We start from the raw sequence: 25,979 nt of genomic DNA on the forward strand, positions 1-25,979 counted from the left end.
TCCCGCGCAGTGGCCGGTTTCCACAACCCCGATGGCTTGGCCCTTGTTCACCGTGGCCCCCTCTGCGAGTTCGCTGTCCACGGGCTCTAAGCTGCTACGTAGCCCGCCCCCGTGGTCGATGGTGATCACTGGACGGTCCACCACGACGCCCACGAAGCTCACGGTGCCGTCGGCGGGCGAGGCGACCGTGACGCCGTCGTCCGCTGCCCGTAAATCCACGCCGCGGTGCCCGCTCAACCACGGCTTGTCCGGAGGGTCGAAGCCGCGCAGGACCGCGGGCTTTGGCGAGAGCGGCCACGCCCAGCCCGGGCGGGCTTCGGAGGGGCTGCTCGCGCCCGGCTGCGGCGATAAAGGGGCAGGCGCAGCGCCCAAGGCAAGGAGCAAAAGAACGTAGGCCGGAAGATCTGCAGTTCTCATGGAACAAGCCTTCGTTGGCGCCGCGGGGTCCGGAAGCCGCCAGTCCGGCTATGTGGAAAACGGTGCGGGAAACCTGCCGAAAGGCGGAGGCTGAATCCGGGGCTTTTGCGGTCATGAGGCTGGAGTCGCTGTAGTACACTTGGTGGAGCAGTTTGCTGTGCCCTCAAGCTTGTTCAGAAGCGCTTCTCATTCAGTTGCGCGGGGGTCCCAGGCTGACTACGCGTATCCAACCCTCCAATTGCGAATCCTCGCGGATTCAGTGCTGCGGAGGATTGTGCCTCTTGCGGTCCGGCGAGTCATTGGCCGGATGAGAAGTGCAATGGATGCCAGGAGCCAAGGCCCGTTCGGGTCCGGCTAATTAACCGTCAACTATTGGCAGGGTAAGAGCGGCCCGTGTGGCTCTCTCATGAATGACCTGCCGGAAGGAGCGTCGGCATGCCCGTCGTAACTATGCGCCAGCTGCTTGACAGCGGCGTCCACTTTGGACACCAGACCCGTCGTTGGAACCCGAAGATGAAGCGATTCATCTTTACGGAGCGCAACGGCATCTACATCATTGACCTTCAGCAGTCGCTGTCCTACATCGACCGCGCTTTCGAGTTCGTCAAGGCTACTGTCGCCCACGGCGGCACCGTCCTGTTCGTCGGCACCAAGAAGCAGGCTCAGGAAGCAATTTCCGAGCAGGCTACCCGTGTTGGCCAGCCGTACGTCAACCAGCGTTGGTTGGGCGGTATGCTCACCAACTTCCAGACCGTTGCCAAGCGCATCCAGCGTATGAAGGAACTCGAAGAGATCAACTTCGAGGACGTCGCAGGCTCGGGTTACACCAAGAAGGAGCTCCTGCTCCTCAAGCGTGAACTCACCAAGCTGGAAACCAACCTCGGTGGTATCCGCAACTTGACCAAGGCTCCTTCCGTTCTGTGGGTTGTTGACACGAAGAAGGAACACCTGGCTGTTGACGAAGCCAAGAAGCTGAACATCCCGGTTGTTGCCATCCTGGACACCAACTGCGATCCCGACGAAGTTGACTTCCCGATCCCGGGTAACGACGACGCCATCCGCTCCGTAAACCTGCTGACCCGCGTGGTTGCCGACGCCGTTGCTGAGGGCCTCATCGCCCGTAACCAGCGCGCAACCGGTGCTGCAGAGGCTCCGGAAGAGCCGCTGGCTGAGTGGGAGCGCGAGCTCCTCGAAGGCAGCAAGGCCGAAGCTGCTGAAGCTCCGGCTGCTGAGGCTCCGGCCGCCGAGGCTGTCGAAGCTCCGGCTGCGGAAGCTGTCGAAGCCCCGGCCGCCGAGGCCACCGAAGCTGCTGCTGGCGAAGCCGAAGCAGACAAGTAAATCCGGACCTTTCCCGCACCAATTTCGGTGCGGGGAGCTACTGACAGGATGGCGGCCCACCAGGTGGGCTGCCGTCCTGTCAGTCCGTAAACACATAAATTTCTAGACAGAGGGGTTCACATGGCGAACTACACTGCTGCTGACATCAAGGCCCTGCGCGAGCGCACCGGCGCCGGCATGATGGACGTCAAGAAGGCTCTTGACGAGGCTAACGGCGACGCCGAGAAGGCCATCGAGATCATCCGCATCAAGGGCCTCAAGGGCGCTACCAAGCGTGAAGGCCGCTCCACTGCTGAAGGCCTGGTTGCAGCCAAGGTCACCGGCGGCGTTGGCGTAATGATCGAGGTCAACTGCGAGACCGACTTCGTCGCCAAGGCTGACAAGTTCATCCAGCTGGCCGACAAGGTCCTGGCCGTCGCCGTCGAGTCCGGCGCTGCCGACCTCGAGACCCTGCTGGCCATCGACGTCGACGGCAAGCCCCTTTCCGAGGTTGTCGTCGAAGAAGGCGCCGTTCTCGGCGAAAAGGTTGTTGTCCGCCGCATTGCCCGCATTGAAGGCGGCACGGTTGACGCTTACCTGCACAAGACCTCCAAGGACCTCCCGGCCCAGGTCGGCGTCCTGTTCGCCGTTGAGGGCGAGGGCGACGCCGCTGCCACCGCAGCCCACGACGTTGCCGTCCACGTTGCAGCAATGGCCCCGAACTACCTGAGCCGCGAAGACGTCCCGGCCGAACTGGTCGAGTCCGAGCGCCGCATCGCCGAAGAGACCGCCAAGGCCGAAGGCAAGCCGGAAGCCGCTCTCACCAAGATCGTAGAAGGCCGCGTGACGGGCTTCTACAAGGGTGAAGTTCTCCTGGACCAGGCATTCGCCAAGGACTCCAAGAAGACCGTTGCACAGGTCCTCGAAGAGGCCGGCGTCAAGGCAACTGCCGTTGCCCGTTTCCGCGTCGGAAACTAGTTAGACGTACAAAAGGGGTGGTCACTTCGGTGGCCGCCCCTTTTGCATGCAACGACTGGCCCGCACCGAGCGCGTCCACAGCCGGCAGCTTTCTGCCCGGCCCCCAGCAAGATAATCTAGCCAGAGTCCACAAACGGGAAGGCACCATGGAAACCGAGAACACTGCAATCCATCCGGAGAAGACCCGTCGTCGTGTACTGCTGAAGCTGTCCGGCGAGGTCATCGGCGGCGGGAAGCTTGGTGTGGACCCGGAAACCGTCCGCGCCATTGCCAAGCAAATCGCCGCAGCTGTTTCCGAGGTCGAGGTGGCAATCGTCGTAGGCGGCGGTAACTTCTTCCGCGGCGCCGAACTGTCACAGAGCGGCATGGACCGTTCCCGCGCCGACTACATGGGAATGCTCGGCACTGTCATGAACTGCCTGGCGCTGCAGGATTTCCTGGAGCAGGCGGGCGTCGAGACCCGCGTTCAGAGCGCCATCACCATGGGACAGGTAGCGGAGGCCTACATTCCGCGCCGTGCCATCCGCCACATGGAGAAGGGCCGCGTCGTGATCTTCGGTGCAGGCGCAGGTCTTCCGTACTTCTCCACCGACACTGTGGCGGCCCAGCGTGCACTCGAAGTGCATGCCGACGTCGTCCTCATGGCGAAGAGCGGCGTGGACGGCGTGTACACCGCGGATCCCAAGAAGGATCCCACGGCCGAGAAGCTGGAAAAGCTCAGCTACGACGAGGCCCTGCGCCGTGATATCCGCGTCATGGACCAGACCGCCATGACCATGTGCAAAGACAACAATTTGTCCATGGTTGTCTTTGGAATGGAAGGCGAAGGGAACGTCACCCGCGCCATTCTCGGCGAAAAGCTGGGCACCTTGGTCACCCCCTAGCAAGGGCTAGGATATTTCTAGGACTCTTCCGCCCGCAGGGGCGGAAATTTATTGTGCATGGCGGCCCGTGGACCGGGGCGCGACTATTTCTGAGGAGAAACCGTGATCGAAGAAACCTTGCTCGAAGCCGGGGAAAAGATGGACAAGGCGGTCGAGGTAGCCAAGGAGGATTTCGCGTCGATCCGTACCGGTCGTGCGAACCCCGGGCTCTACAACAAGGTGATCGTGGAATACTACGGCACCCCCACGCCTCTGCAGCAGCTGGCTTCCTTCGCTATTCCGGACGCCAGGACCATTCTGATCACGCCCTTTGACAAGACCTCAATGCGCGACATCGAAAGGGCCTTGAGCGACTCCGAGGTAGGCGCCAATCCGTCCAACGACGGCAACGTCATCCGGATCACCATCCCGGAGCTCACCCAGGAACGCCGCAAGGAATACGTCAAGATCGTCAAGGGCAAGGGTGAGGACGCAAAGGTTTCCATCCGAAGCATCCGGCGCAAGGCCAAGGATGCCCTGGACAAGCTCGTCAAGGACGGCGAAGCCGGCGAAGACGAGGGCGCCCGTGGCGAGAAGGAACTCGACGCCATCACCAAGGCACACGTCGACGGTATCGACGAGCTCCTCAAGCGCAAGGAAGCCGAGCTGCTCGAGGTCTGATGAGCGAGGCTGAGCCGGCGCCCGCGCGGGGAATTCCCACACGCGCCAGACGCCAACGAGGCAACCCGACGCCGAAGGCCGGCCGGAATCTTCCGGCCGCCATCGGCGTCGGGCTCGCCATGCTCTTTGCCGTTCTCTGCGGGCTGCTCTTCCTGCCGCTGGGGTTCGTTCTCCTGACCACCGCGTTTGCGGTCCTCGGCGTGTGGGAAATTTTCCGTGCCCTCGAAGCCCAGGGCACCAGGATGCCGATCATCCCCGTGTTGACCGGTACCGTGGCGATGCCATTGGCTGCTTACTTCGGTGGCACCGAAAGCCTGCTCTTCGCGATGGTGCTGAGCAGCACGGCCGTCCTGCTCTGGCGTTCCCTTGAGAGCGCTGCCGGAGCTCCGCGCAGCGTCTTCTCCGGAATCTTCACGCTTGCCTGGGTGCCTTTCCTGATCAGCTTTGCCATCCTGCCTCTCCATACAGGCGGGGGAGCGACGACGGCGGGTCCCTGGCCCGCCGGGCAGGTTCCTGCGGGTGCCTGGCAGATTGCCGTGATGTTGCTGCTGGTAGTGTCCAACGATACTTTCGGGTACCTCGTCGGGGCGCTGTTCGGCAAGCATCCGATGGCTCCCAAGATCAGCCCCAAAAAGACCTGGGAAGGGTTCGCTGGCTCGGTGGCAGGTGCCATGGTCATCGGGATACTCGCCAGCATCTTCGTCCTGGGCAGGCCCTGGTGGGTCGGCGTGGTGCTTGCCGTAGGCATGGTGGCCGCGGCTACCGCAGGTGACCTCGCGGAGTCCATGGTCAAACGGGAACTTGGCGTCAAGGACATGAGCAGCATCCTGCCTGGACACGGCGGGGTCATGGACCGCCTCGACTCGATCGTCTTCGCGGCTCCGGCAGCATATATTCTTTTCGCGCTGTTGAGCGGCGCCTGACAACCACCCAGAAGGAAAGCAGTGGCAGTGGACATTCGTCGCCAGATCCCCGCAGCATTTGAGCGCGTGGCGCACAGCAAGTACGGCTACAACGCAAAGCAAGTGGACCAGTTTTTCCAGCGCGCCCGGAAGTCGTTTGAAAACAGGGCCGAAGCCTCGGAGAAAATCGGCAGCAGCGATGTCCGCGCGGTTTCGTTTGATCCTGTCAAGGGCGGTTACGACGCCACCGCTGTGGACGCTGCACTGGACCGCCTCGAAGATGCCTTCGCCCGGCGTGAACGCGACGAGCTGATAGCTGCCGAAGGCGAGGAAGCCTGGTTGCTGAAAATCGGCAAACTCTCCGGAGTGTTGCGCGGCCGTCTGCACCGGCCCGATGGTGAACGTTTCCGCCGGCCGGACAAGAAGCGTGCGCGCAGTTACAACATCGCCGAGGTCGATGCCTTGTGCGTCTCCCTGATCGGTTACCTGGAGAACGACAAACCGCTGAGCGTGGACAACGTCCGCCGAGCCGCTTTCTCCGAGGCCCGCGGGCGCGACGGCTACGAAGAGGCGCAGGTTGATGCCTTCCTCGACCGGGTCGTCGAGCTCATGGCGGCGATCGACTAGCTCAGCCGGCGCTCCGTTGCCACCGGTCGTTCCGGGACATGGAGCCTGGTCATCAGCCGGGTCACGGTGCCGGGGATCCGGTGTTTCGTGGCCCGGGAGACCATCACCATCACGGCAAACGCGGCCGGCACCGTCCACGCCGCGGGCTGGGCGATCCATCCGGGGGCGGCGGAACCGATAATGGTGCTCGATACGAGCGCACCCCCGCACAGGACGGCTCCCGTCAGCATGCCGGCAATCGCGCCTGCGTCGCTCAGGCCCCGCCACCAAATGCCCAGGACCAGGACCGGACAAATGGTGGACGCCGTGAAAGCGAACACCAGCCCTACACTGCCGGCCAGGGCCATCGAATCCGTGGTGAACGCAAAAGCCAAGGGGACAGCGACCGCCAGGAGGGTGGCCACCCGGAATCCGTGCACGCTCCCGCCAAGAAGGTCCTGGCTGATAACGCCGGCCAGCGAAACGACCAATCCCGACGTCGTCGAGAGGAATGCCGCAAACGCGCCGGCAACCACCAATGCCGACAGGAGATCGCCGGGCACCCCACCCAGCAGCTTTCCAGGCAGCAGGAGGACCATGGCGTCGGGCCGTCCGTTGCGTGCAAGCTCAGGTGCGAAGACCCGCCCGAGCAGGCCGGACGCCGTCGGGAACAAATAGAAGACCGACAACAGGCCCAGCACGATAAGGGTGGTCCGGCGGGCCGATTGGCCGTCCGGGTTGGTGTAGAAGCGGACAAGGACGTGGGGGAGTCCCAGTGTCCCGAAAAGGAGCGCCACCAAGAGTGAGACAGTCTGGTAGAGCCCGGCCGCGGGGAGGCCCGTGGGATTGCTGGATGCCTCCGCAAGGACCGGTGAGCCGCCTCCGGTCTGGTTCAGCAGCAGGAACACGACCGGAACGGCCAACGCCGTTAACTTGAGCCAGTATTGGAAAGCCTGGACGAAGGTGATGGAACGCATGCCACCAGCCACCACCGTCACGCAGACCACGGCGACGACGGCGATGGAGCCCACCCATGAAGGCAATCCCGTGCTGATCCGGATGGTGAGCCCGGCGCCTTGAAGCTGCGGCACGATGTAGAGCCATCCGACAGCGACGACGATAAGGCTCGTCACGCGTCGGACGGCTTTCGACTCGAGCCTGGCCTCTGTGAAATCCGGAATCGTGTAGGCGCCCGATCGGCGCAACGGGGCGGCCACGAACAGCAGCAGCATCAGGTAGCCGGCCGTGTAGCCGACGGGGAACCACAGAGCGTCCGTTCCGGTCATCAGGATCAGTCCTGCGACGCCCAGGAAACTCGCGGCCGACAGGTATTCGCCGCCGATCGCCGAGGCATTCCACCATGGCCGGACAGTGCGGGATGCCACGTAAAAGTCGCCGGTGGTGCGCGAAATGCGCAGGCCGTAGAAGCCGATCGCCGCCGTCGCGAGCGCCACACCCAAAAAAGCGGCGAGCCCGACGGCGGGATTCACTTCTCCTCCACAAGATCGCGGTAGCGGGCTTCGTTCCTTGCCGCGGAGCGGTTGTACAACCAGGCGCTCAGGCCGATCACCGGATAGAGTGCCGCTCCAAGAATGATCCAATTGACCGGGATGCCGAGAATCCGCATTTGCGCGAGCTGGGGGACCAGCGCCACCATGGAGCCGTAGGCGGCCAGGACCAGCAGGAATCCGGAAGCCACAACCACAGCCAGGCGCAACTGCGAACGGATGAGTGATCGGACGAAGACCTGCCCGACGTCCGAGTCCTCGGCGGCCTCGCGCGAATGGTATGGACGCTTCGGGGCTATCCGGGCAGCTGACTGCGGAGCCGTGACCCTGACGCGGGTCATCCTTGTGGCCGGATCCGGGTGGCCTCGAGTTTGTCCCGCACGGCCGGAAGGTGCCTGCGGCTGATCGGCAGTTCGGCTCCGGCCACGGTGACACTTGGCCGTGCCGCCGCGAGTTTCATATGCCCCACGTGGTTGAGGGACATCAGATAGGAGCGGTGGATGCGAATGAATCCGGCTTCCGCCCACTGCTGTTCGAGGTCGCTCAGGGGTACCCGGATCAGGTAGCTCGCCTCCGCTGTGTGCAGCCGGGCGTAGTCTCCCTGGGCCTGGACGTAGCTGACGTCGTCCCTCCGGATCATCCGGGTCGTCCCGCCTTGGTCAACCGTGATCATCTCGGGCACCTTGCTCCCGTCCTTGATGAGCTCGCTGATGCGGCTGATGGAACGCGCCAGGCGCTCGGCGCGCACCGGTTTGAGCAGATAGTCGACGGCGGCCAGTTCGAACGCCTCAAGCGCACAGTCCTCGTCCGCGGTGACGAAGACGACGGCGGGAGGGCGGGGGCTGCGCGAGATGGCGCGGGCGATGTCCAAGCCGGAAAGCGCGGGCATGTGGATGTCCAGGAAGACAGCGTCCACGGATTCCGTTTCGAGGGCGCTAAGGGCTTCGGCGCCTGAGACTGCGCGGTGGATGGCACCGATGCGCTCGTCCCGACCCAACAGGTAGGCGAGCTCTTCAACGGCGGGGAGCTCGTCGTCGGCGACGAGTACGTTGATCATGGTTATAGATTAGCCTCAGGCATCATGGCTCGGCTGGGACTTTGGTACGCGGATGGTGATCAAGGTGCCTTCGCCCGGCGCGGTCTCGATGACGAGGCCGTGTTCGTCGCCGTAAACCTGCCGAAGACGGGCATCGACGTTTCGCAGTCCGACGTGGTCGCCGTCGGCGTGCCCCGCCAGGACCGAGCGCAGGTGTTCCGGATCAATGCCCACGCCGTCGTCCTCGATGGTGACCTCCGCGAACGCCCCGGAGTCGTTGGCGCAGATGGTGATGTGCCCGGGTCCTTCCTTCGCTTCAAGCCCATGGCGCACGGCGTTTTCCACGAGCGGTTGCAGGCTCAGGAAGGGAATCACAGTGCTCAGGACTTCGGGCGCGATCCTGAGGCTCACTTGCACCCGGTCTCCGAAGCGTGCCTTCTCCAACAGTAAGTAGCGGTCGATGCTCCGAAGTTCCTCCGCCAGGGTGGTGAAATCGCCGTGGCGGCGGAAGGAATACCGGGTGAAATCCGCGAACTCGACCACCAACTCCCTTGCCCTGGCGGGGTCAGTGTTGATGAACGAGGCTATGGCGTTGAGCGAGTTGTAAATGAAGTGGGGGCTGATTTGGGCGCGCAGGGCCCTGACTTCGGCCTCCATGAGCAAGGTGCGTGAAGCATCGAGCTCGGCCAATTCGACTTGCACGGCCACCCAGTCGGCCAGCTCGCTTGTCGCGCGGACCAACCCGGCACCGGTTTGCGGGGCGAAGGCCGCCACGGCTCCCACCACGCGGTTTCCGGCCCTGATCGGCGCGACGACGGCGTTCAGTGCGTGCGAAGCCGGGACAACCACGGTCCGCCCGTCGGAGAGCACTCCCGAGGCGAGCTCCATCAGTACCGCTTTGAGTTCTTCCGCCGCGCCATCCCACGCCAGGACTGACTCGGTGTCGGTGATCGCCAGGGCGTCGCAGCCAAGCAGGGAACGCAGCTGCTTGCTCGCCTTGGCCGCTCCCGCCGCGTGGAGCCCGGTGCGCAGGTGCTGTCCCGCGCGCGACGCCGCGTGCAGGGTCTGGTAGGTGGCCCTCTCGGCGTCGGTTCCCAGCTCACGGAAGGAACGGATCACCTTGAGACCGACCCCGACGACGATCGCCACGGCGAGCACGATGACCGCGATGGCGGCGGCGGTGACGAGCGGGGAATCCGGCATGGAGCAAGACTAGCGAACACACCGTTCGGCGCAGCAACGTGCCCGCTGGGCGACGTTTGTGCCGGTGAATCTGGAAGTGGCGCAGCCGCCGGGCGGATAGTGATTCCAGTCACATCGGCCAGGAGTGCGCGGTCGATGGAGACGTCCACAACCAGGAGGAAGCCATGGGTAACGAGGCCCAGACACCGGACGCAGCAGCGTCCGTTGATTTCCAGGAAGTCCAGCAAACGGGGCAGTTTCAGGAGCTTCGCAAGCGCCACCGCAGTTTTGTCTTTCCAATGGCCATCGCATTCCTGCTTTGGTACTTCGCTTACGTCCTGCTGGCTGACTACGCGGTGGGCTTCATGTCCACCAAGCTGTGGGGCAACATCAACGTCGGCCTGGTTTTGGGCCTGCTGCAGTTCGTCTCAACTTTCGGAATTACGGGCTGGTACGTTCACTACTCCAACAGGAAACTGGACCCGATAGCCACGGAAATCCGGAATGAGATCGAGGGCCATGAGTTCGACAAGGGCAACACCGTGAGGGGGGCAGCGAAATGAGTGCCATGGTCCCGATGGTCAACGTTGCCGCTCTGAAGGACACCACGCTGTTGAACATGGGCATCTTCGCCCTGTTCGTCCTGGTCACCATGGTGATCGTCTTCCGGGCCAGCCGGAACAACAAAACGGCTGCCGACTACTATGCCGCCGGGCGCTCGTTTACCGGTTCGCAGAACGGCACCGCCATCGCCGGGGACTACCTCTCCGCGGCCTCCTTCCTCGGGATCACCGGGGCGATCGCGGTCAACGGCTATGACGGCTTCCTGTATTCGATCGGGTTCCTCGTCGCATGGCTTGTCGCGTTGCTGCTTGTCGCCGAACTCATGCGAAACACGGGTAAGTTCACCATGGCCGATGTGCTTTCCTTCCGGCTGCGCCAGCGCCCGGTGCGGATCGCCGCTGCCCTCACGACTTTGGTCGTCTGCTTTTTCTACCTGCTGGCGCAGATGGCCGGCGCCGGAAGCCTCATTTCCTTGCTCCTGGGCATCAGCGACTGGGGCGGACAAGCCCTGGTGATTATCGTCGTCGGCGCCCTCATGATCATGTACGTGCTGATCGGAGGAATGAAGGGCACCACGTGGGTCCAGATCATCAAAGCCGTGCTGCTCATCTGCGGAGCGGCAGTCATGACGCTCTGGGTGCTGTCCATCTACGGCTTCAACCTGTCCAACCTGTTGGGTGCCGCAACGGATACCGCCAAGAACCCCAACGTGCTGAACCCCGGCTTGCAGTACGGCAAGACCGAGACCTCCAAGCTCGACTTCCTGTCCCTCGGGATGGCGCTCGTCCTCGGCACAGCCGCACTGCCCCACGTGCTGATGCGCTTCTACACCGTGCCCACGGCGAAGGAAGCCCGCAAATCGGTGGTCTGGTCCATCTGGCTGATCGGGTTGTTCTACCTGTTTACCCTGGTCCTCGGCTATGGCGCGGCTGCACTCGTCGGAGCCGACACCATCAAATCGGCTCCCGGCGGAGTGAACTCCGCTGCACCGCTCCTGGCGTTCCACCTGGGCGGGCCGTTGCTGCTCGGCTTCATCTCGGCCGTCGCGTTCGCTACGATCCTTGCGGTGGTGGCCGGTTTGACCATCACGGCGGCGGCGTCGTTCGCCCACGATATCTATGCGAACGTCATTTCCAAGGGCAAGGCCGGCCCCGGAACCGAGGTCAAAGTGGCCCGGCGGACTGTGGTGGTCATCGGGGTCCTTGCCATCATTGGCGGTATTTTCGCCAATGGCCAGAACGTAGCGTTCCTCGTCGCCCTCGCCTTCGCAGTGGCGGCGTCAGCGAATTTGCCGACCATCCTCTACTCCCTGTTCTGGAAGAAGTTCACCACCCAGGGCGCCACCTGGAGCATGTACGGTGGACTGTCGGCGGCCATCATCCTGATTGCCCTATCGCCGGTGGTTTCCGGTGCCAAGACGTCAATGATCCCGGGTGCCAACTTCGCCGTCTTCCCGTTGAGCAACCCGGGAATCGTGTCCATTCCGCTCGCGTTCCTGCTTGGCTGGCTCGGAACCGTTGTGGACAAGCGGCGCGAAGACACGGCAAAGCAGGCCGAAATGGAAGTCCGTTCCCTGACGGGCGTCGGAGCCGAGAAAGCGGTGAACCACTAGGCATACCGGTCCAACGCAGCGATCCCTCCCACACTCAGTGTGGGAGGGATTTCTGCTGCGGATTGGCAGGGACGCCCTAGTGGTTATGGCCGCCCGGCAGCGAGTGCTCTCCGTGCGGGACGGCGTGGGCTCCCGCCACCGAGGCGGCGAGGCCCGGCGTCGTAATTGCTGCGACGACGACGGCGGCGGCGAAGGCAGCCCCCAAGAGCGCGCCTGCCCTCGGGGCACCCGCTGCGGCTCCGCCGTCGTCGTCACGGAACCTGCGGGTGAGCCAGGCAGATGATCCCAGGGCCATCAGGACCAGGAAAAGAGCCGCCAGATGCCCGCCGTCGAGCACTCTTTGGGCCATGCCGCCAATCAGGAATCCGACGTGGACAAGCACGGCCGCAAGGAGGCCTATGGTTGTTGGCTTACGGAACCGGAGCCGTCCCCGCTGGAGGCTGGCAATCGAGCTGGCGAGCAGCGCCAGGCCCCAGGCCGCGAAGACGCCGCCCGCCCACACAAGGGGTCCCCGGCCCGAAATGTAGCTCGATGCGATGGAAAGTTCCACGAGGCCGGCCCCCATTCCCGCGAAGCACGAAAACAGGGTGAGGGATGCCCCGGTGGTGGGTCCAACGGACGTCGCTGCTTGAGCTGACACGGACGGCTCCTTACGGGTTTAGAGGTTTTCTAGACGTGGGCCCTGGCGGTGGTGGCCGTAACCTTGTCCTGCGAGAGGCCAATGCCGAGAAGCACCACCGCGCTGGCAAGGTGCAGGACGTTGTCTGCGCCGTTGAGGGCAATGATGTTCAGGGCGGAGCCCACGAGGAACAGTCCGAGGATGCCGACAAGCAAGTAGACCGCGCCGACCGTGGTGTTGATGGTCTTGGACAGCACCGTGCTGTTCATGCCCGCGTAGAGCAGGGCGGCGCCGATGGCGAGGTGGATGATGTTGTGCAGGGGGTTTACCGCAAAGATGATCAGATTGGCACCCTCGGTGGCGAAGAATCCAATTCCCGAGGTGACGAAGAATCCAACGACACCCACGAGCAGGTAGACGGCTCCAAAGATGGTGGCGATCAGGCGGTTGGGCGAAGTGCGCATGGTCCAAACCTTCCGGTATGGCCGGTTTTGTCTCCGGCCTTGTGTTTGAAACCCCGGACGGGGCTCTCAACCAGATATTCGGACCACCCGGGGCTATGGATGGGTGGGATGGGAAGAATTTTTTCGACGTTGTCCGGGATCAACCGGTGCGGAGTGCCGTCTTGGTATTCCGGTTCAACAACGGCTGCACCCGGAAGGGAATCAATTCGCCCATGGACATGGCGGTGTCCGTTCGTTCCACTCCGTCACACGCAAGGATCTTGCCGTTGATCCGGAACAAATCCTCGGCGTCGAGCGCCACCACCCGCAGCAGCAGGTCGGCCGAACCGGTCAGGCCGTAGCCCTCCAGGATTTCCGGGATTTCCGCGAGGTCCAAGGCAAGCTGTCCAAGCTTTTGCTGCTGTACATGCACCGAGATGAACGCCATGAGGGGATAGCCCAGGGCAGCCGGGTTGATGCGCCGCTCGAACGAGAGAAACGCGTGCTTCTTTTCCAACTGCGCCATCCGTGCCTGGACCGTATTCCGCGACAGTCCCAGCTTCTGTGCCAAGGCGACAACCGTGCCGCGAGGGTCCTTCGCCATGGCCGAAAGCAGGCGTGTGTCGGTGCCATCTAAAGCTTGCATAATGCGCAACGTTAGCACGGTGCGCGACCGCCTGATAGTGCAAAATGCGCAGAATTTTCAGCGGTGGTTGTACCCAATGAGCATTGTGAGTAGGGTCACAATTAATCCAGGCGACGACGCCCGGATGCTGGCCCGCGGCTGGATCACAAGTCCCTCCAAAGGCCTGCGAGCACGAGCTGAAAGGTGCGATCAACTGTGTTGACGGACGAACCCGGCCAGGACGCCTACAAGGCTTCGAATCCCGGAATCAGTGCAGCAAGCCCGCGTCGGACCGGCGGGGATCTGGTCCAACTGATTTCCCCGGAGGGGGAACGCATCAGCCACCCGGAGTTCGATCTCTGGGTCAGCGATGTCACGGACGAGCAACTGTGCTCTCTGTATGAGGACATGATGGTCATCCGCCGGATCGACGCCGAGGCCACCGCCTTGCAGCGTCAGGGCGAGCTGGCCTTGTGGCCGCCGCTGCTGGGCCAGGAAGCATCACAGATCGGTTCGGGGAGGGCCCTCAGGGACGACGACTTCGTCTTTCCCAGCTACCGCGACAACGGCGTAGCCTACTGCCGGGGCGTGGAGCCAACCGACTTGGTCCGCGCCTGGCGCGGCAACGCTTCGGCCGGATGGGACCCGTACCGTCACAACATTGCCACCCAGCAGATCATCATCGGCTCGCAATCGCTGCACGCCACCGGCTACGCGATGGGCATCCAGTACGACGGAGCAGACTCCGTCGCGGTTGCCTACTTCGGCGACGGCGCCACGAGCGAAGGCGACGTCAACGAGGCAATGGTCTTCGCGGCGAGCTTCCAAGTGCCCGTGGTCTTCATCTGCCAGAACAACCACTGGGCTATTTCCGAGCCTGTCCGGATCCAGTCACACATCCAGATCGCCGACCGTGCCTCGGGCTTCGGAATCCCGAGCATGCGGGTCGACGGGAACGACGTCCTGGCGGTTCTGGCCGTTACGCGCATTGCGCTGGACCGGGCCCGCAACGGCGGCGGACCGACGTTCATCGAAGCGGTGACGTATCGCATGGGCCCGCACACGACGGCGGATGATCCCACCCGTTACCGGGACGCCAACGAGCTTGAGGACTGGGCAGCCAAGGACCCGATCAGCCGGCTCAAGGCGCTGCTTCGCACCAAGGGCCTCCTGACCGAAGAGCTCGAAGCCAAGACCCAGGCCAAGGCGGACGAGGTCGCAAAGAGCTTGAGGGCAGGAGTCATCAACATGCCCGATCCTGAGCCGCTCGACCTCTTCAAGCACGTGTACAGCACCCCCAACTCCTGGATCGAACGCCAGAAGGACCACTACTCCCGCTATCTGGAAAGCTTCAGCGGATCAACCCAGGAAGGTGCACTCTGATGAGCAAGCTGACCTTCGCCCGAGCCATCAACGCCGGCCTGCGCAAGTCCCTCGAAAACGACCCCAAAGTTGTCCTCATGGGCGAGGACATCGGTGCGCTCGGCGGCGTTTTCCGGGTCACCGACGGCCTCCAGAAGGACTTCGGAAAACACCGCGTCGTTGACACCCCCTTGGCCGAATCCGCGATTATCGGCACCGCCGTCGGGTTGGCCTACCGCGGCTATCGGCCGGTCTGCGAAATCCAATTCGATGGTTTCATCTACCCGGCATTCGACCAGATCGTCAGCCAGGTAGCCAAGATGCACTATCGGACACAGGGCCGCGTCAAGATGCCCATCACCATCCGGGTTCCGTTCGGCGGCGGGATCGGCTCACCCGAGCACCACTCCGAGTCCCCGGAAGCGTACTTCACCCACACGTCGGGCCTCCGCGTCATCAGTGTGTCCAATCCGCAGGATGCCTACACCATGATCCAGCAGGCCATCGCCTCGGACGATCCGGTGCTGTACTTCGAGCCCAAGCGCCGCTACCACGACAAGGGCGAAGTGGATGAGACCGCGGATCTTTCCACGGCGCTGTCCATGGAGAAGGCCAGGGTGGTCACACCAGGCAGCGACGTCACCTTGGTGACGTACGGCCCACTCGTGAAGACCGCGAACGACGCGGCCATGGCCGCCGCCGACGAAGGAGTCTCCGTGGAGGTCATCGACCTGCGCTCGCTGGCCCCGATCGACTTCCAGGCAGTGGAGGCGTCCGTCCGCAAGACCGGCAGGCTCGTCATCACCCACGAGGCCGCGCAGTCCGGCGGGCTCGGCGCCGAAATCGCCGCCAGCATCACCGAGCGGTGCTTCAACTACCTTGAATCCGCGCCGGTCCGGATCACTGGATTCGACATCCCGTATCCGTACTCAAAGCTCGAGATGCACCACCTGCCCGATCTGGACAGGATTCTTGACGGCGTGGACCGGGCACTCGGCCGCGGCAACTCCCTGAGCGGGCTGGAAGGATGAGCGCCACCATGATCAAGGAATTCAGGCTGCCCGACCTCGGCGAAGGACTCACTGAGTCGGAAATCCTCAGTTGGAAGGTCTCGGTGGGGGACACCGTGACCCTGAACCAGGTCATCGCCGAGGTCGAGACGGCCAAGGCCGTGGTTGAGTTGCCCTCGCCCTTCGCCGGAACCGTGGCCGCCTTGCACGAACAGGCCGGTTCCGTTGTGGAGGTCGGCAAGCCGATCGTTTCCTTCGAAGTCGACGACGACGGAACGGCGCCTTCCGCTGCCGGTCCCGGCGAGGCCACCTCCACAGCAAGCCCGGCGGAGGCCGTGGCGAAGCGTGAGCCGAACCTTGTAGGCTACGGCGCCGTCGTCGAAAAGTCCGGACGCCCGGCGCGACGCCAGCGGTCCGTTGACGGGGGCGCCCCCGAACGTGAGGTTGTCCGGGAACCCGTTTCCGCCGTCGAGCCCGCTCCCGTCGTTGAACAGCCCGCGGTTCCAAATGAGCCTGTGGTGGAGCAGGACCGTCCGCGGTCCACCCCGCCGGTCCGCAAATTGGCGAGGGACCTTGGAATTGACCTCGCGCTGGTCAGGGGAACCGGGCCGGCAGGCTTGATCACCCGTTCCGACGTCCAGGACTTCGCGGCCTGGTCCCAGGCACAGGTCTCCGTCCCCGGGGTCGCTCCGGCCTCCGCGCCCGCCGTCGGGGTTTCCGCTGAACGCGAGACTCGGACCCCTATCAAGGGAGTCCGCAAGTTCACCGCCGCCGCCATGGTGCAAAGTGCCTTCACGGCGCCGCACGTGACGGAGTTTCTGACCGTTGACGTCACGCCCACGATGGAACTGCTGACGCGGCTCAAAGCCAGCCGCGAGTTTGCCGGGTACAAACTCACGCCGTTGACCATCGCGGCGAAGGCAGTCTTGATTGCCCTGCGCAGGAACCCGACGCTGAACTCCCGCTGGGACGATGGCGCACAGGAGATCGTGCAGTTCAACTATGTGAACCTGGGTATCGCCGCCGCCACGCCGCGGGGACTGACTGTTCCCAATATCAAAGACGCGGACAAGATGACGCTGCTGGATTTGTCCACGGCTTTGTCCGCACTCACGGACACGGCACGTTCAGGCAAGACCTCCCCGGCAGACCTGACGGGCGGGACCATCTCGATTACGAACATCGGCGTGTTCGGGATCGACGCCGGAACCCCCATCTTGAACCCGGGCGAGGCCGCCATCGTGGCCCTGGGATCAGTGCGCAAAGCTCCTTGGGTGCACAATGACGAACTCGCGGTGCGCCAGGTGATGTCCCTGAGCCTGTCCTTCGACCACCGGCTGGTGGATGGCGAACAAGGCTCGAAATTCCTGGCAGACCTGGGCGCGATCCTGTCCGACCCTGCAACAGTCATGACGATGATCTAGCGGGGGCTTTCCGACGACGCTCGCTCACGTATGTCGTGTTTCTGGGGGGGCGCTCGCTCACGTATGTCGTGTTTCTGGGGGACGCTCGCTCACATGTACAAAGGACATTCCCGGGGGGTTGGCCGTGGAGCGTGCATAGGTGAGCGGGCGTTGGCTGGGAGGGCGTTATAGGTGAGCGGGCGTTGGCCGTGGAGCGCGTATAGGTGAGCGGGCGTTGAACTGGCCAGCTAGCGCACCGTCAAGGCCGCCAGTGCCATGCGTTCGAGGATGGGCCGGGCGCTTTTGACCGCCATGCGTCGTCCGTGGTGCCGGACCGAGTGGGGCGTCGAGTTGATGAGGCCGAAGGCTGCATGGGCGCGGACGCGTAGGTCGGCAGGATCCGTGTCGGGATGCAGTTCCCCGAGCACTCCCACCCACAGCTCCACGTAGTTGCGCTGCAGGGTGCGGACTTCGGCCTGGTCGGAGTCGCTGAGGTTGCTGAAGTCGCGGTCCTGGACCCGGATGACATCGGGATTGCTGAGGGCGAAGTCCACGTGGAACTCGACCAATCCGCGCAACGCAGCTTCGGCGTCGAGGGCCTCGGACGCCACGGTGCGGCCGCCGTCGAGCAGATTCCGGCTCACACTCAACAGCAGCTCCGCCAACACGGCCTGTTTTCCCGGGAAATGCCGGTATACCGCAGGGCCGCTGACTCCTGCCGCGGCCCCCAGGTCCTCAAGGGACACGCGGTTGAAACCGTCGGCGGCGAACAACCCGGCTGCGGCGGTCAGGAGGGCCTTGCGTCGTGTTTCCTTGGCTTGGCTTCGCTGGGTCGGTGCCTGACCGTCCTGCTGGGAGCTCCGCTGGAAGGTGACCACAATTCCTCCTTTTTGCACGCGTCCAGTTCAGCGCCGATACCGGGCAGGCCCGGTATCGGGGTGATGGACAACACAGTTAATAGAGACTAACCTAAATTCCAGTTATGCGGTACTAACTGAGATGGCCCTGGGCCGGGATGGGACACAGTCGATGGAGACACTCGCCAGCCAGCTGGATACCAGCAGCGATCAGTTCGCGGCCAACGCGGAAGCGCAGCTGTCCCTGGTGCACCAGCTGAAGAAGCGGCTTGCCGTGGCTGCCCTCGGTGGCCCGGAGAAGTCGCGTGAGCGGCATATCTCCCGGGGCAAGTTGTTGCCGCGCGAGCGCATCAACTATTTGCTGGACGAGGGAAGCCCGTTCCTGGAGGTCGCCCCGTTGGCGGCCAACGGGATGTACAACGATGACTCGCCGGGCGCCGGCGTGATTGCGGGGATCGGCTTGGTCCATGGCCGCCAGGTGATGGTGGTTTCCAACGACGCGACGGTCAAGGGCGGAACGTACTACCCGATGACGGTGAAGAAGCACCTCCGGGCCCAGGAAATCGCGCTCGAAAACAAACTGCCGTGCGTCTACCTCGTCGATTCCGGGGGAGCGTTCCTGCCCAAGCAGGACGAGGTATTCCCGGACAAGGAACACTTTGGCCGGATCTTCTTCAACCAAGCGAAGATGTCCGCGGCGAAGATCCCGCAGATCGCCTCGGTCATGGGGTCCTGTACGGCCGGTGGTGCTTACGTTCCCGCCATGAGCGACGAAACCGTCATCGTCCGCAACCAGGGCACCATTTTCCTGGGTGGCCCGCCCCTCGTGAAGGCCGCCATCGGTGAAATCGTTACGGCGGAGGAACTCGGCGGCGGCGACGTCCACTCAAGGATTTCCGGTGTGACCGATCACCTCGCCGAAAACGATGAGCATGCCCTGCAAATTGTCCGCGACATCGTCGCCACCCTCCCCAAGCCGGCCGCCCCGGCGTGGGACGTGGACACCGCCGTCGAGCCCGTGGTGGACCCGGGCGAAATCTATGGTGCAGTTCCCACGGACGTCAACGCCCAATACGACGTTCACGAAGTCATCGCCCGGCTCGTGGACGGCTCGAGGTTCCACGAGTTCAAGAAGAACTACGGCACCACCCTGGTGACGGGGTTCGCGAAGCTCCATGGCCATCCCGTGGGCATCGTGGCGAACAACGGCGTGTTGTTCAGCGAGTCCTCCCTCAAGGGCGCGCACTTCATTGAGCTCTGTGACCAGCGCGGCATTCCCTTGGTTTTCCTCCAGAACCTTTCCGGCTTCATGGTCGGCAAGGATGTCGAGCACGGCGGTATCGCCAAGAACGGCGCCAAGATGGTCACCGCCGTCGCCACTGCCCGCGTGCCTAAGCTGACTGTGGTGATCGGGGGGTCCTTCGGTGCCGGAAACTACTCGATGTGCGGCCGGGCCTACTCGCCCCGCTTCCTCTGGATGTGGCCCGCGTCCCGGATTTCGGTCATGGGCGGGAATCAGGCCTCCAGCGTGCTGGCCACCGTCAAACGGGAGCAATACGAGGCCCGCGGCGAGGAATGGTCCGCTGAGGACGAGGAAGCCTTCAAGGCCCCCATCAAGCAGCAGTATGAGGACCAAGGCAGCCCCTACTACTCCACCGCCCGGCTCTGGGACGACGGCATCATCGACCCCGCAGATACCCGGCGCGTCCTGGGCATGGCCCTCGACGTCGTCTCCCGCCAACCCCTGCCGGAAACCTCCTTCGGCCTCTTCCGGATGTGACCCCATGACAATCAACTCCTTCGACACCGTCCTTGTCGCCAACCGCGGCGAGATCGCCTGCCGCGTCATCCGCACCCTCAAGGCCATGGGCATCCGTTCGGTGGCGGTCTATTCAGACGCCGACGCCGGTGCCCGCCACGTGCGCGAAGCAGACGCCGCCGTCCGGATCGGTACAGCCGCTGCGGCGGACAGCTACCTGCGGATAGACGCCATCATCGAGGCTTGCCTGCAAAGCGGTGCCCAGGCGGTTCATCCGGGCTACGGGTTCCTGGCCGAAAACGTGGAGTTCGCCAAAGCCCTGGACGCGGCAGGCATCGCGTTCATCGGCCCCGGCATTGACGCCATCGAGATCATGGGCGACAAGATCCGTTCCAAGAACCACGTCATGTCCTACGGCGTCCCGTGCGTTCCGGGGATCGCCGAACCCGGCCTGAGCGACGAGGCCCTGATCGAGGCGGCGCCTGGCGTCGGCTTCCCATTGCTTATCAAGCCCTCGGCCGGGGGCGGCGGCAAAGGCATGCACATCGTGGAGCGTCTCGAGGACATGGCGGCCACCCTGCTGACGGCTCGCCGCGTGGCGGCGAGCGCCTTCGGCGATGACACCCTCTTCCTCGAGCGGCTTATCCAAACGCCCCGGCACATCGAAGTCCAGGTCCTCGCCGACAACCACGGCAACGTCATCCACCTCGGCGAGCGCGAGTGTTCGCTCCAGCGCCGCCACCAGAAAGTCATCGAGGAAGCCCCATCCCCGTTGCTGGAATCCCTCGCGAACGGGGCAGAAGTCCGGGCAAGGATCGGCGAGGCCGCCTGCCAGGCTGCCCGAAGCGTCAACTACAGCGGTGCGGGCACGGTGGAGTTCCTGGTCTCGGACGAGGATCCGGAGCACTTCTTCTTCATGGAGATGAACACCCGCCTCCAGGTGGAGCACCCTGTCACGGAAATGGTGACGGGCGTCGATCTTGTCGAATGGCAGGTGCGCATCGCCGCAGGTGAGGTCCTCACGGTGGCGCAGTCCGACGTCGTGCTTGACGGCCACGCGGTGGAGGCGCGCGTCTACGCGGAGGTGCCCGAACGCGGTTTCATGCCGTCCATCGGCGAGATCTTAACGCTCCGGGAACGGGCAGGCAGCGATCCACGCGTGCGCGTCGACTCCGCCATGCTTCCCGGACTGTCCGTCACCGGCGACTACGATCCCATGCTCGCAAAGGTCATTGCCTGGGGCCCGGACCGCAAAGCGGCGCTGGACACCCTTGACCACGCACTGGGGGACTACACGCTGCTGGGTGTGCACACGAACGTCGACTACCTGAGGCTCCTGGTCAACGACGACGACGTCCGCGCCGGCCGCCTCGACACCGGCCTCATCGAGCGCAAACTCGACAGGATGGAATTCCGGCAAGTGACCGACGTCGAGTTGGTCGCGGCAGCGTTGCTGAACCGCCGGGCCATGGCGCCTCTCGAGGGGACATCACCTTGGAACACCGCCGATGGCTGGCGGGTCGGAGCCCCGGCTCCGTGGAAGACCACCATCGGACGTCCCGACGGCGGCCTGGCCACTGTGGGGCTGACGGTGAGCGGGCCGGGCTTCACGGCCCGCGTGGATAACGGCGTCGAACACTCTGCCGCCCTGCGGCCGGGATCCGCCGGGCCTGCTGTGCTGGTGCTCGACGGCGTTGAGCACCATTTCGCGCACGGCTCACCATCTCCGGGGCGTGAGGCGCGCGAACTTTGGCTCGGCAGCGACGGCTGGTCCTGCCGGCTCGAGATCCTGGACCGCGAGGCCCGGCTCCAACGCATCCTCCCGGGCATCCAGCGCGAAGAAGGCGCCGCGGATCCCGAAGTCCGGTCTCCGATGCCGGGAACCGTCGTCTCCGTTTCGGTGCACAACGGCGACCGTGTGGAAGCGGGCGACGTCCTCCTCGCCGTGGAGGCAATGAAGATGGAACACCAGCTGGTGGCCTCGGTGTCCGGCACCGTCCACCTCAGCAGCAAGACCGGGGACCTCGTCAAGGCTGACCAAGTCCTCGCCACTATCCATGTGGCGGCAGAACCCACCCCTGAAGTCACAGCAGAACCGACTGAAAACCAGAAAGACGAGGAAGTCTAGCCATGGCAAGTTTTGAACTCACCGAGGAATACCAGGACCTGAGCAACTCCGTCCGGGAATTCGCCGACGAGGTAGTGGCCCCTGTGTCCGCCAAGCACGACGAAGAGCACAGCTTCCCGTACGAGGTGGTCAAGCAGATGGGTGAGATGGGTTTGTTCGGCCTGCCCTTCCCTGAAGAGTTCGGCGGCATGGGTGGAGACTATTTCGCGCTCGCGCTAGCACTCGAACAGCTCGGCCGGGTGGACCAGTCGGTTGCCATCACCCTCGAAGCGGGCGTCTCGCTCGGCGCCATGCCGGTGTACCGCTTCGGCACCCAGGAGCAGAAGGAACACTGGCTGCCGCAGCTGACCTCGGCCGAAGCGCTCGCAGGCTTCGGCCTGACTGAGCCGGAAGCGGGTTCGGACGCCGGAGGCACCAAGACGCACGCGCGCCTCGAGGGCGTCGGAGACGCAAAAAACTGGGTCATCAACGGCAACAAGGAGTTCATCACCAACTCCGGGACCGACATCACCCGGCTCGTCACCGTCACCGCCGTCACCGGGCAGCACGAACGCAAGGACGGGAGCATCAAGAAGGAAATCTCCACCATCCTGGTTCCCACCGATACGCCCGGTTTCACCGCGGAAAAGGCCTACAACAAGGTGGGCTGGAACGCTTCCGACACGCACCCGCTGACACTGAACAACGTCCGCGTGCCGGAAGAGAACCTGCTCGGCGTCCAGGGACGGGGTTACGCCAACTTCCTGTCGATCCTGGACGAAGGCCGCATCGCCATCGCCGCGCTCGCCACAGGCGCGGCCCAGGGCTGCGTCGACTTGTCCGTGAAATACGCCAAGGAACGCGTCGCGTTCGGGCAGAACATCGGCAAGTACCAGGCCATCCAGTTCAAGATCGCCCGCATGCAGGCACGGGCCCACACGGCACGCCTTGCCTACTACGATGCGGCCGCGCGGATGCTCGCAGGCAAGCCGTTCAAGACCGAAGCGGCCATCGCTAAGATGGTCGCAGGCGAGGCAGCCATGGACAACGCACGGGACGCCACCCAGGTGTTCGGTGGCTATGGCTTCATCAACGAATTCACGGTGGCACGGCACTACCGCGACTCCAAGATCCTGGAAGTCGGGGAAGGGACCACTGAGGTCCAGTTGATGCTCATCGCCCGCGAGCTGGGCCTTTGACCGTCAGGGAAGGTAAACGATGATTGACAAAGTTGTTGCCAGCGCCGCGGAAGCGGTGAAGGACATCCACGACGGCGCCTCTCTCGCCGTCGGCGGGTTCGGCTTGTGCGGTATCCCGGTGGCGCTGATCGATGCGCTCCACGATCAAGGCACCAAGGACCTTGAAACCGTCAGCAACAACTGCGGCGTGGACGACTGGGGCCTGGGCATCCTGCTGAGGGACGGGCGTATCCGCCGGACCATCAGCTCCTACGTCGGTGAGAACAAGGAGTTCGCGCGGCAGTACCTCGCCGGAGAACTTGAGGTGGTCCTCACCCCGCAAGGCACCCTGGCCGAGAAACTGCGCGCCGGCGGGGCCGGCATCCCCGCGTTCTTCACGGCGGCCGGCGTCGGGACACAGGTCTCGGAAGGCGGCCTTCCGCAGAAGTACGACGGCGACGGGAACGTGGCGATCGCGTCCTCACCCAAGGAAGTGCGCACCTTCAACGGCGCGGACTATGTCCTGGAGGAATCCCTGACACCCGATTTCGGGCTGGTCCACGCCTGGAAGGGCGACCGCCACGGGAACCTCGTCTTCCATGCGACGGCCATGAATTTCAACCCGCTGTGCGCCATGGCGGCCCGGATCACCATCGCCGAGGTCGAAGAGCTTGTGGAACCCGGCGAGCTCGATCCGCAACATATCCACACTCCGGGCATCTTCGTCCAGAGGGTCGTGGTGGCACCGGACACGGAGAAACGCATCGAAAAGCGGACCGTCGCGTTGACCCCGGCGTCTCCCACCGAGCAGGCAGGAGCGTAGCCATGGAACCGAACATCACCCAGGATGTGCCGCCGCGTCCCGAGGCCGTCAGGCACGAATACCGCCGCGCCGGCGCCGACCACCACGAGGGCAAAGGCTGGACGCGGAACGAACTCGCTGCCCGCGTGGCCCGTGAACTCACCAATGGGCAATACGTCAACCTCGGGATCGGCATGCCCACCCTGATCCCGAACTACATCCCCGAGGGGGTCGAGGTGATCCTGCATTCGGAGAACGGGATCCTGGGCGTCGGCCCCTACCCGGCCGAGGACGCCGTGGACCCCGATCTGATCAACGCCGGCAAGGAAACGGTCACCGTCAATGCGGGCGCCGCGTTCTTCGACTCGGCAACGTCGTTCGGCATGATCCGCGGCGGACATGTGGACGTAGCAGTGCTTGGCGCGATGGAGGTCGCGGCCAATGGGGACCTGGCCAATTGGATGATCCCCGGCAAAATGGTCAAGGGCATGGGCGGCGCCATGGACCTGGTCTTCGGCGCCAAGCGAGTGATCGTCATGATGGAGCACGTGGACCGCAACGGCAAGCCCAAGATCGTCAAGGAATGCTCGTTGCCCGTCACGGGGAAGGGCTGCGTGGACCGGATTATCACCGACCTTGCCGTGATCGACGTCGTCTCCGAAGGCGGGGCCTCCAGGCTCGTCCTGCGCGAGCTGGCACCGAATGTCTCCGCCGAGGACGTGGCGGCCGCGACCGGCGTCGAGCTCTTCGAAGAGGACCAGGAGCTGACTGTATGACCGCGGACGCCGAGTCCCGGGTCCCCGAGCCGCGCATTGTCGAACAGCGGGGGCTGTACTTCGAGGAACTCGAGGAAGACGTTGTCTACGCCCACCGGCCCGGGCGGACAGTCACCGAAACGGACAACGTCCTGTTCACCACGCTGACGATGAACACCCAAGCCCTTCACTTGGACGCGGCCTGGAGTGCCACGCAGCCCTTCGGGCAGCGGCTCATGAACTCGATGTTCACCCTGTCCACCATGGTGGGACAGTCCGTCACGCAACTGACGCAGGGCACCATCATCGCCCAGCTGGGCCTCACGGACGTCTCTTTCCCCCACCCGCTCTACCACGGCGACACCCTCTACACGGAGACTGTCGTCACCGGGAAACGGGAGTCGTCGTCGCGCCCAGGGCAGGGCGTGGTGACCATGCAGCACACGGGCCGCAACCAGGATGGGAAAGTTGTGGCGCTCGCCACGCGGGCCTGCCTCATGTGGACCCGGACCGCGCATCTGGAGGCGCAACAGGGGACAATCAATACATGACCTTCACCATGGGCCCCGCTTTGCTTTTCTGCCCCGCCGACCGTCCGGAACGGTTCCAAAAGGCCGCCGAGCGTTCCGACGCCGTCATCGTAGACCTCGAGGACGCCGTCGCGCCCGCAGACAAGAAGCGGGCCCGGGGCGCCATCCTCGCCCAGCTCGGCTCCGGCGGGGAGACCGCCGAGCTCGACCCCAGCCGCACGATCGTGCGCGTCAATCCAGTGGGCACTCCGGACTTCGAAAAGGACCTGCACTGCCTCGCGCACACCCCTTACCGCACCGTCATGCTGGCCAAGGCCGAGACCGGTGAACAGCTGAAGGCCCTCGAGGGTTACCACGTCATCGCGCTGTGCGAGACGGCCAAAGGAATCGTCAACGCGGCTGAGATCGCCCAGGCTCCCAACGTCGTCGGGCTCATGTGGGGCGCCGAGGACCTGATCGCCTCCATGGGCGGCACCTCGAGCCGCAAGGACGACGGCGGCTACCGCTCCGTCGCAACGCACTCACGCTCTAGCGTGCTGCTGGCCGCCAAAGCCGCAGGCAAGGAAGCCATCGACTCGGTCTACGTCGACATTCCCGACCTCGCCGGCCTGGCCGCGGAATCCGCCGACGCCGTGGCTAGCGGATTCGGTGCCAAGGCCTGCATCCACCCGAACCAGGTTGCCGTTGTCCGCGAAGCCTACGCACCGTCGCCGGATGCCGTCGCAGGGGCCCGGGAACTGCTTGACGCCGCGGCCGCGGCCGGAACCGGCGTGTTCCAGTACAAAGGAAAAATGGTGGACGGCCCCATCCTGAAACACGCCGAATCCACGCTGCGCAGGGCCCGGCTTTCCTGAAAAGTCGTT

Annotated in this window: 26 protein-coding genes and 1 pseudogene; 18 read left to right on the forward strand and 9 right to left on the reverse strand. The window is 64.2% G+C overall.

The features are described from left to right. Positions 1–9: 9 nt before the first annotated feature. Positions 10–417 (reverse strand): annotated as a pseudogene (locus tag LFT47_RS07155) (peptidoglycan DD-metalloendopeptidase family protein); the annotation flags it as partial. A gap of 435 nt (positions 418–852) precedes the next feature. Between LFT47_RS07155 and rpsB the strand changes: the two are divergent. The 6 genes from rpsB (at position 853) to LFT47_RS07185 (ending at position 5,785) form a co-directional block, all read left to right on the forward strand. Continuing rightward, on the forward strand, positions 853–1,755 hold the full coding sequence (gene rpsB / locus LFT47_RS07160) for a 30S ribosomal protein S2 (protein ID WP_236816580.1): 903 nt from the start codon (positions 853–855) through the stop codon (positions 1,753–1,755). A 120-nt stretch (positions 1,756–1,875) separates the two neighbouring features. Continuing rightward, positions 1,876–2,712: a translation elongation factor Ts gene (tsf, locus tag LFT47_RS07165; RefSeq protein WP_234753056.1), complete on the forward strand. Its 837-nt coding sequence runs from the start codon at positions 1,876–1,878 to the stop codon at positions 2,710–2,712. Between the two features lie 146 nt (positions 2,713–2,858). After that, the gene (gene pyrH, locus LFT47_RS07170; RefSeq protein ID WP_059387847.1) at positions 2,859–3,596 is read left to right on the forward strand and encodes a UMP kinase; all 738 of its coding nucleotides are present in this window, start codon (positions 2,859–2,861) and stop codon (positions 3,594–3,596) included. Between the two features lie 102 nt (positions 3,597–3,698). Then, entirely contained in the window at positions 3,699–4,256 is a 558-nt protein-coding gene (frr, locus tag LFT47_RS07175) for a ribosome recycling factor (RefSeq protein WP_078105729.1), read from the forward strand. Continuing rightward, positions 4,256–5,179 (forward strand): phosphatidate cytidylyltransferase, encoded by a 924-nt coding sequence (locus LFT47_RS07180; RefSeq protein ID WP_236816583.1) that lies wholly within the window; start codon positions 4,256–4,258, stop codon positions 5,177–5,179. The genes frr and LFT47_RS07180 overlap by 1 nt, the downstream gene beginning before the upstream one ends. A gap of 21 nt (positions 5,180–5,200) precedes the next feature. After that, positions 5,201–5,785, forward strand: coding sequence for a DivIVA domain-containing protein (locus LFT47_RS07185; protein WP_236816585.1), 585 nt, complete (start codon positions 5,201–5,203; stop codon positions 5,783–5,785). On the opposite strand, the gene LFT47_RS07190 is transcribed toward LFT47_RS07185, so the two are convergent. From LFT47_RS07190 to LFT47_RS07205, 4 genes are read right to left on the reverse strand one after another with little or no spacing between them, the layout of a single operon-like run. After that, entirely contained in the window at positions 5,782–7,254 is a 1,473-nt protein-coding gene (locus LFT47_RS07190) for a sodium/solute symporter (RefSeq protein WP_236816588.1), read from the reverse strand. The two genes, LFT47_RS07185 and LFT47_RS07190, sit on opposite strands and share 4 nt — an antisense overlap. Continuing rightward, positions 7,251–7,613 (reverse strand): hypothetical protein, encoded by a 363-nt coding sequence (locus LFT47_RS07195; protein ID WP_234753064.1) that lies wholly within the window; start codon positions 7,611–7,613, stop codon positions 7,251–7,253. Before LFT47_RS07195 ends, LFT47_RS07190 begins: the two co-directional genes overlap by 4 nt. After that, positions 7,610–8,329, reverse strand: coding sequence for a LytR/AlgR family response regulator transcription factor (locus tag LFT47_RS07200; protein ID WP_236816590.1), 720 nt, complete (start codon positions 8,327–8,329; stop codon positions 7,610–7,612). Before LFT47_RS07200 ends, LFT47_RS07195 begins: the two co-directional genes overlap by 4 nt. Before the next feature lie 15 nt (positions 8,330–8,344). Further along, the gene (locus tag LFT47_RS07205) at positions 8,345–9,511 is read right to left on the reverse strand and encodes a histidine kinase (RefSeq protein ID WP_236816591.1); all 1,167 of its coding nucleotides are present in this window, start codon (positions 9,509–9,511) and stop codon (positions 8,345–8,347) included. A gap of 164 nt (positions 9,512–9,675) precedes the next feature. Between LFT47_RS07205 and LFT47_RS07210 the strand changes: the two genes are divergently transcribed. Then, entirely contained in the window at positions 9,676–10,053 is a 378-nt protein-coding gene (locus LFT47_RS07210) for a DUF485 domain-containing protein (protein WP_236816593.1), read from the forward strand. Then, the gene (locus tag LFT47_RS07215; protein ID WP_236816595.1) at positions 10,050–11,666 is read left to right on the forward strand and encodes a solute symporter family protein; all 1,617 of its coding nucleotides are present in this window, start codon (positions 10,050–10,052) and stop codon (positions 11,664–11,666) included. Before LFT47_RS07210 ends, LFT47_RS07215 begins: the two co-directional genes overlap by 4 nt. 76 nt (positions 11,667–11,742) lie before the next feature. On the opposite strand, the gene LFT47_RS07220 is transcribed toward LFT47_RS07215, so the two are convergent. The 3 genes from LFT47_RS07220 to LFT47_RS07230 form a co-directional block, all read right to left on the reverse strand. Further along, complete coding sequence (locus LFT47_RS07220; RefSeq protein WP_236816597.1) at positions 11,743–12,306, reverse strand: hypothetical protein; 564 nt, start codon at positions 12,304–12,306, stop codon at positions 11,743–11,745. Positions 12,307–12,335: 29 nt separating this feature from the next. Continuing rightward, complete coding sequence (locus LFT47_RS07225; RefSeq protein WP_236816598.1) at positions 12,336–12,749, reverse strand: DUF4383 domain-containing protein; 414 nt, start codon at positions 12,747–12,749, stop codon at positions 12,336–12,338. A gap of 139 nt (positions 12,750–12,888) precedes the next feature. Beyond that, positions 12,889–13,374 (reverse strand): Lrp/AsnC family transcriptional regulator, encoded by a 486-nt coding sequence (locus LFT47_RS07230; protein WP_234753072.1) that lies wholly within the window; start codon positions 13,372–13,374, stop codon positions 12,889–12,891. 195 nt (positions 13,375–13,569) lie between these two features. On the opposite strand from LFT47_RS07230, the gene pdhA reads away from it, so the two are divergent. Genes pdhA through LFT47_RS07245 form a run of 3 tightly spaced genes read left to right on the forward strand, consistent with a single transcriptional unit; the run spans position 13,570 to position 17,149 of the window. After that, complete coding sequence (gene pdhA, locus LFT47_RS07235) at positions 13,570–14,736, forward strand: pyruvate dehydrogenase (acetyl-transferring) E1 component subunit alpha (RefSeq protein ID WP_442863445.1); 1,167 nt, start codon at positions 13,570–13,572, stop codon at positions 14,734–14,736. Beyond that, positions 14,736–15,746, forward strand: a complete 1,011-nt coding sequence (locus LFT47_RS07240) for an alpha-ketoacid dehydrogenase subunit beta (protein ID WP_236816599.1) — start codon at positions 14,736–14,738, stop codon at positions 15,744–15,746. The genes pdhA and LFT47_RS07240 overlap by 1 nt, the downstream gene beginning before the upstream one ends. Further along, positions 15,743–17,149: a dihydrolipoamide acetyltransferase family protein gene (locus LFT47_RS07245; RefSeq protein WP_236816600.1), complete on the forward strand. Its 1,407-nt coding sequence runs from the start codon at positions 15,743–15,745 to the stop codon at positions 17,147–17,149. Before LFT47_RS07240 ends, LFT47_RS07245 begins: the two co-directional genes overlap by 4 nt. A 227-nt stretch (positions 17,150–17,376) precedes the next feature. On the opposite strand, the gene LFT47_RS07250 is transcribed toward LFT47_RS07245, so the two are convergent. Then, positions 17,377–18,006 (reverse strand): SACE_7040 family transcriptional regulator, encoded by a 630-nt coding sequence (locus LFT47_RS07250; RefSeq protein ID WP_236816601.1) that lies wholly within the window; start codon positions 18,004–18,006, stop codon positions 17,377–17,379. A gap of 151 nt (positions 18,007–18,157) precedes the next feature. Here LFT47_RS07250 and LFT47_RS07255 point away from each other — a divergent pair, with 151 nt between their 5' ends. The 7 genes from LFT47_RS07255 to LFT47_RS07285 are packed head-to-tail and all read left to right on the forward strand — an operon-like array spanning position 18,158 to position 25,970. Continuing rightward, positions 18,158–19,765: a carboxyl transferase domain-containing protein gene (locus LFT47_RS07255; RefSeq protein ID WP_236816603.1), complete on the forward strand. Its 1,608-nt coding sequence runs from the start codon at positions 18,158–18,160 to the stop codon at positions 19,763–19,765. Between the two features lie 4 nt (positions 19,766–19,769). Next, positions 19,770–21,872, forward strand: coding sequence for an acetyl/propionyl/methylcrotonyl-CoA carboxylase subunit alpha (locus LFT47_RS07260; protein ID WP_236816605.1), 2,103 nt, complete (start codon positions 19,770–19,772; stop codon positions 21,870–21,872). A gap of 2 nt (positions 21,873–21,874) precedes the next feature. Next, positions 21,875–23,050 (forward strand): acyl-CoA dehydrogenase family protein, encoded by a 1,176-nt coding sequence (locus LFT47_RS07265; protein ID WP_236816607.1) that lies wholly within the window; start codon positions 21,875–21,877, stop codon positions 23,048–23,050. A 19-nt stretch (positions 23,051–23,069) separates the two neighbouring features. Further along, positions 23,070–23,852 (forward strand): CoA transferase subunit A, encoded by a 783-nt coding sequence (locus tag LFT47_RS07270; protein ID WP_236816609.1) that lies wholly within the window; start codon positions 23,070–23,072, stop codon positions 23,850–23,852. A 2-nt stretch (positions 23,853–23,854) separates the two neighbouring features. Beyond that, positions 23,855–24,607, forward strand: coding sequence for a CoA transferase subunit B (locus LFT47_RS07275; RefSeq protein WP_236816610.1), 753 nt, complete (start codon positions 23,855–23,857; stop codon positions 24,605–24,607). Continuing rightward, a complete protein-coding gene (locus tag LFT47_RS07280) occupies positions 24,604–25,137 on the forward strand; it encodes a MaoC family dehydratase (protein WP_236816611.1) in 534 nt (177 codons plus the stop codon). Before LFT47_RS07275 ends, LFT47_RS07280 begins: the two co-directional genes overlap by 4 nt. After that, a complete protein-coding gene (locus LFT47_RS07285; RefSeq protein ID WP_236816612.1) occupies positions 25,134–25,970 on the forward strand; it encodes an HpcH/HpaI aldolase/citrate lyase family protein in 837 nt (278 codons plus the stop codon). Before LFT47_RS07280 ends, LFT47_RS07285 begins: the two co-directional genes overlap by 4 nt. Positions 25,971–25,979 lie beyond the last annotated feature (9 nt).

This window comes from Arthrobacter sp. FW306-2-2C-D06B, assembly GCF_021789175.1.
Classification (GTDB): Bacteria; Actinomycetota; Actinomycetes; order Actinomycetales; family Micrococcaceae; genus Arthrobacter.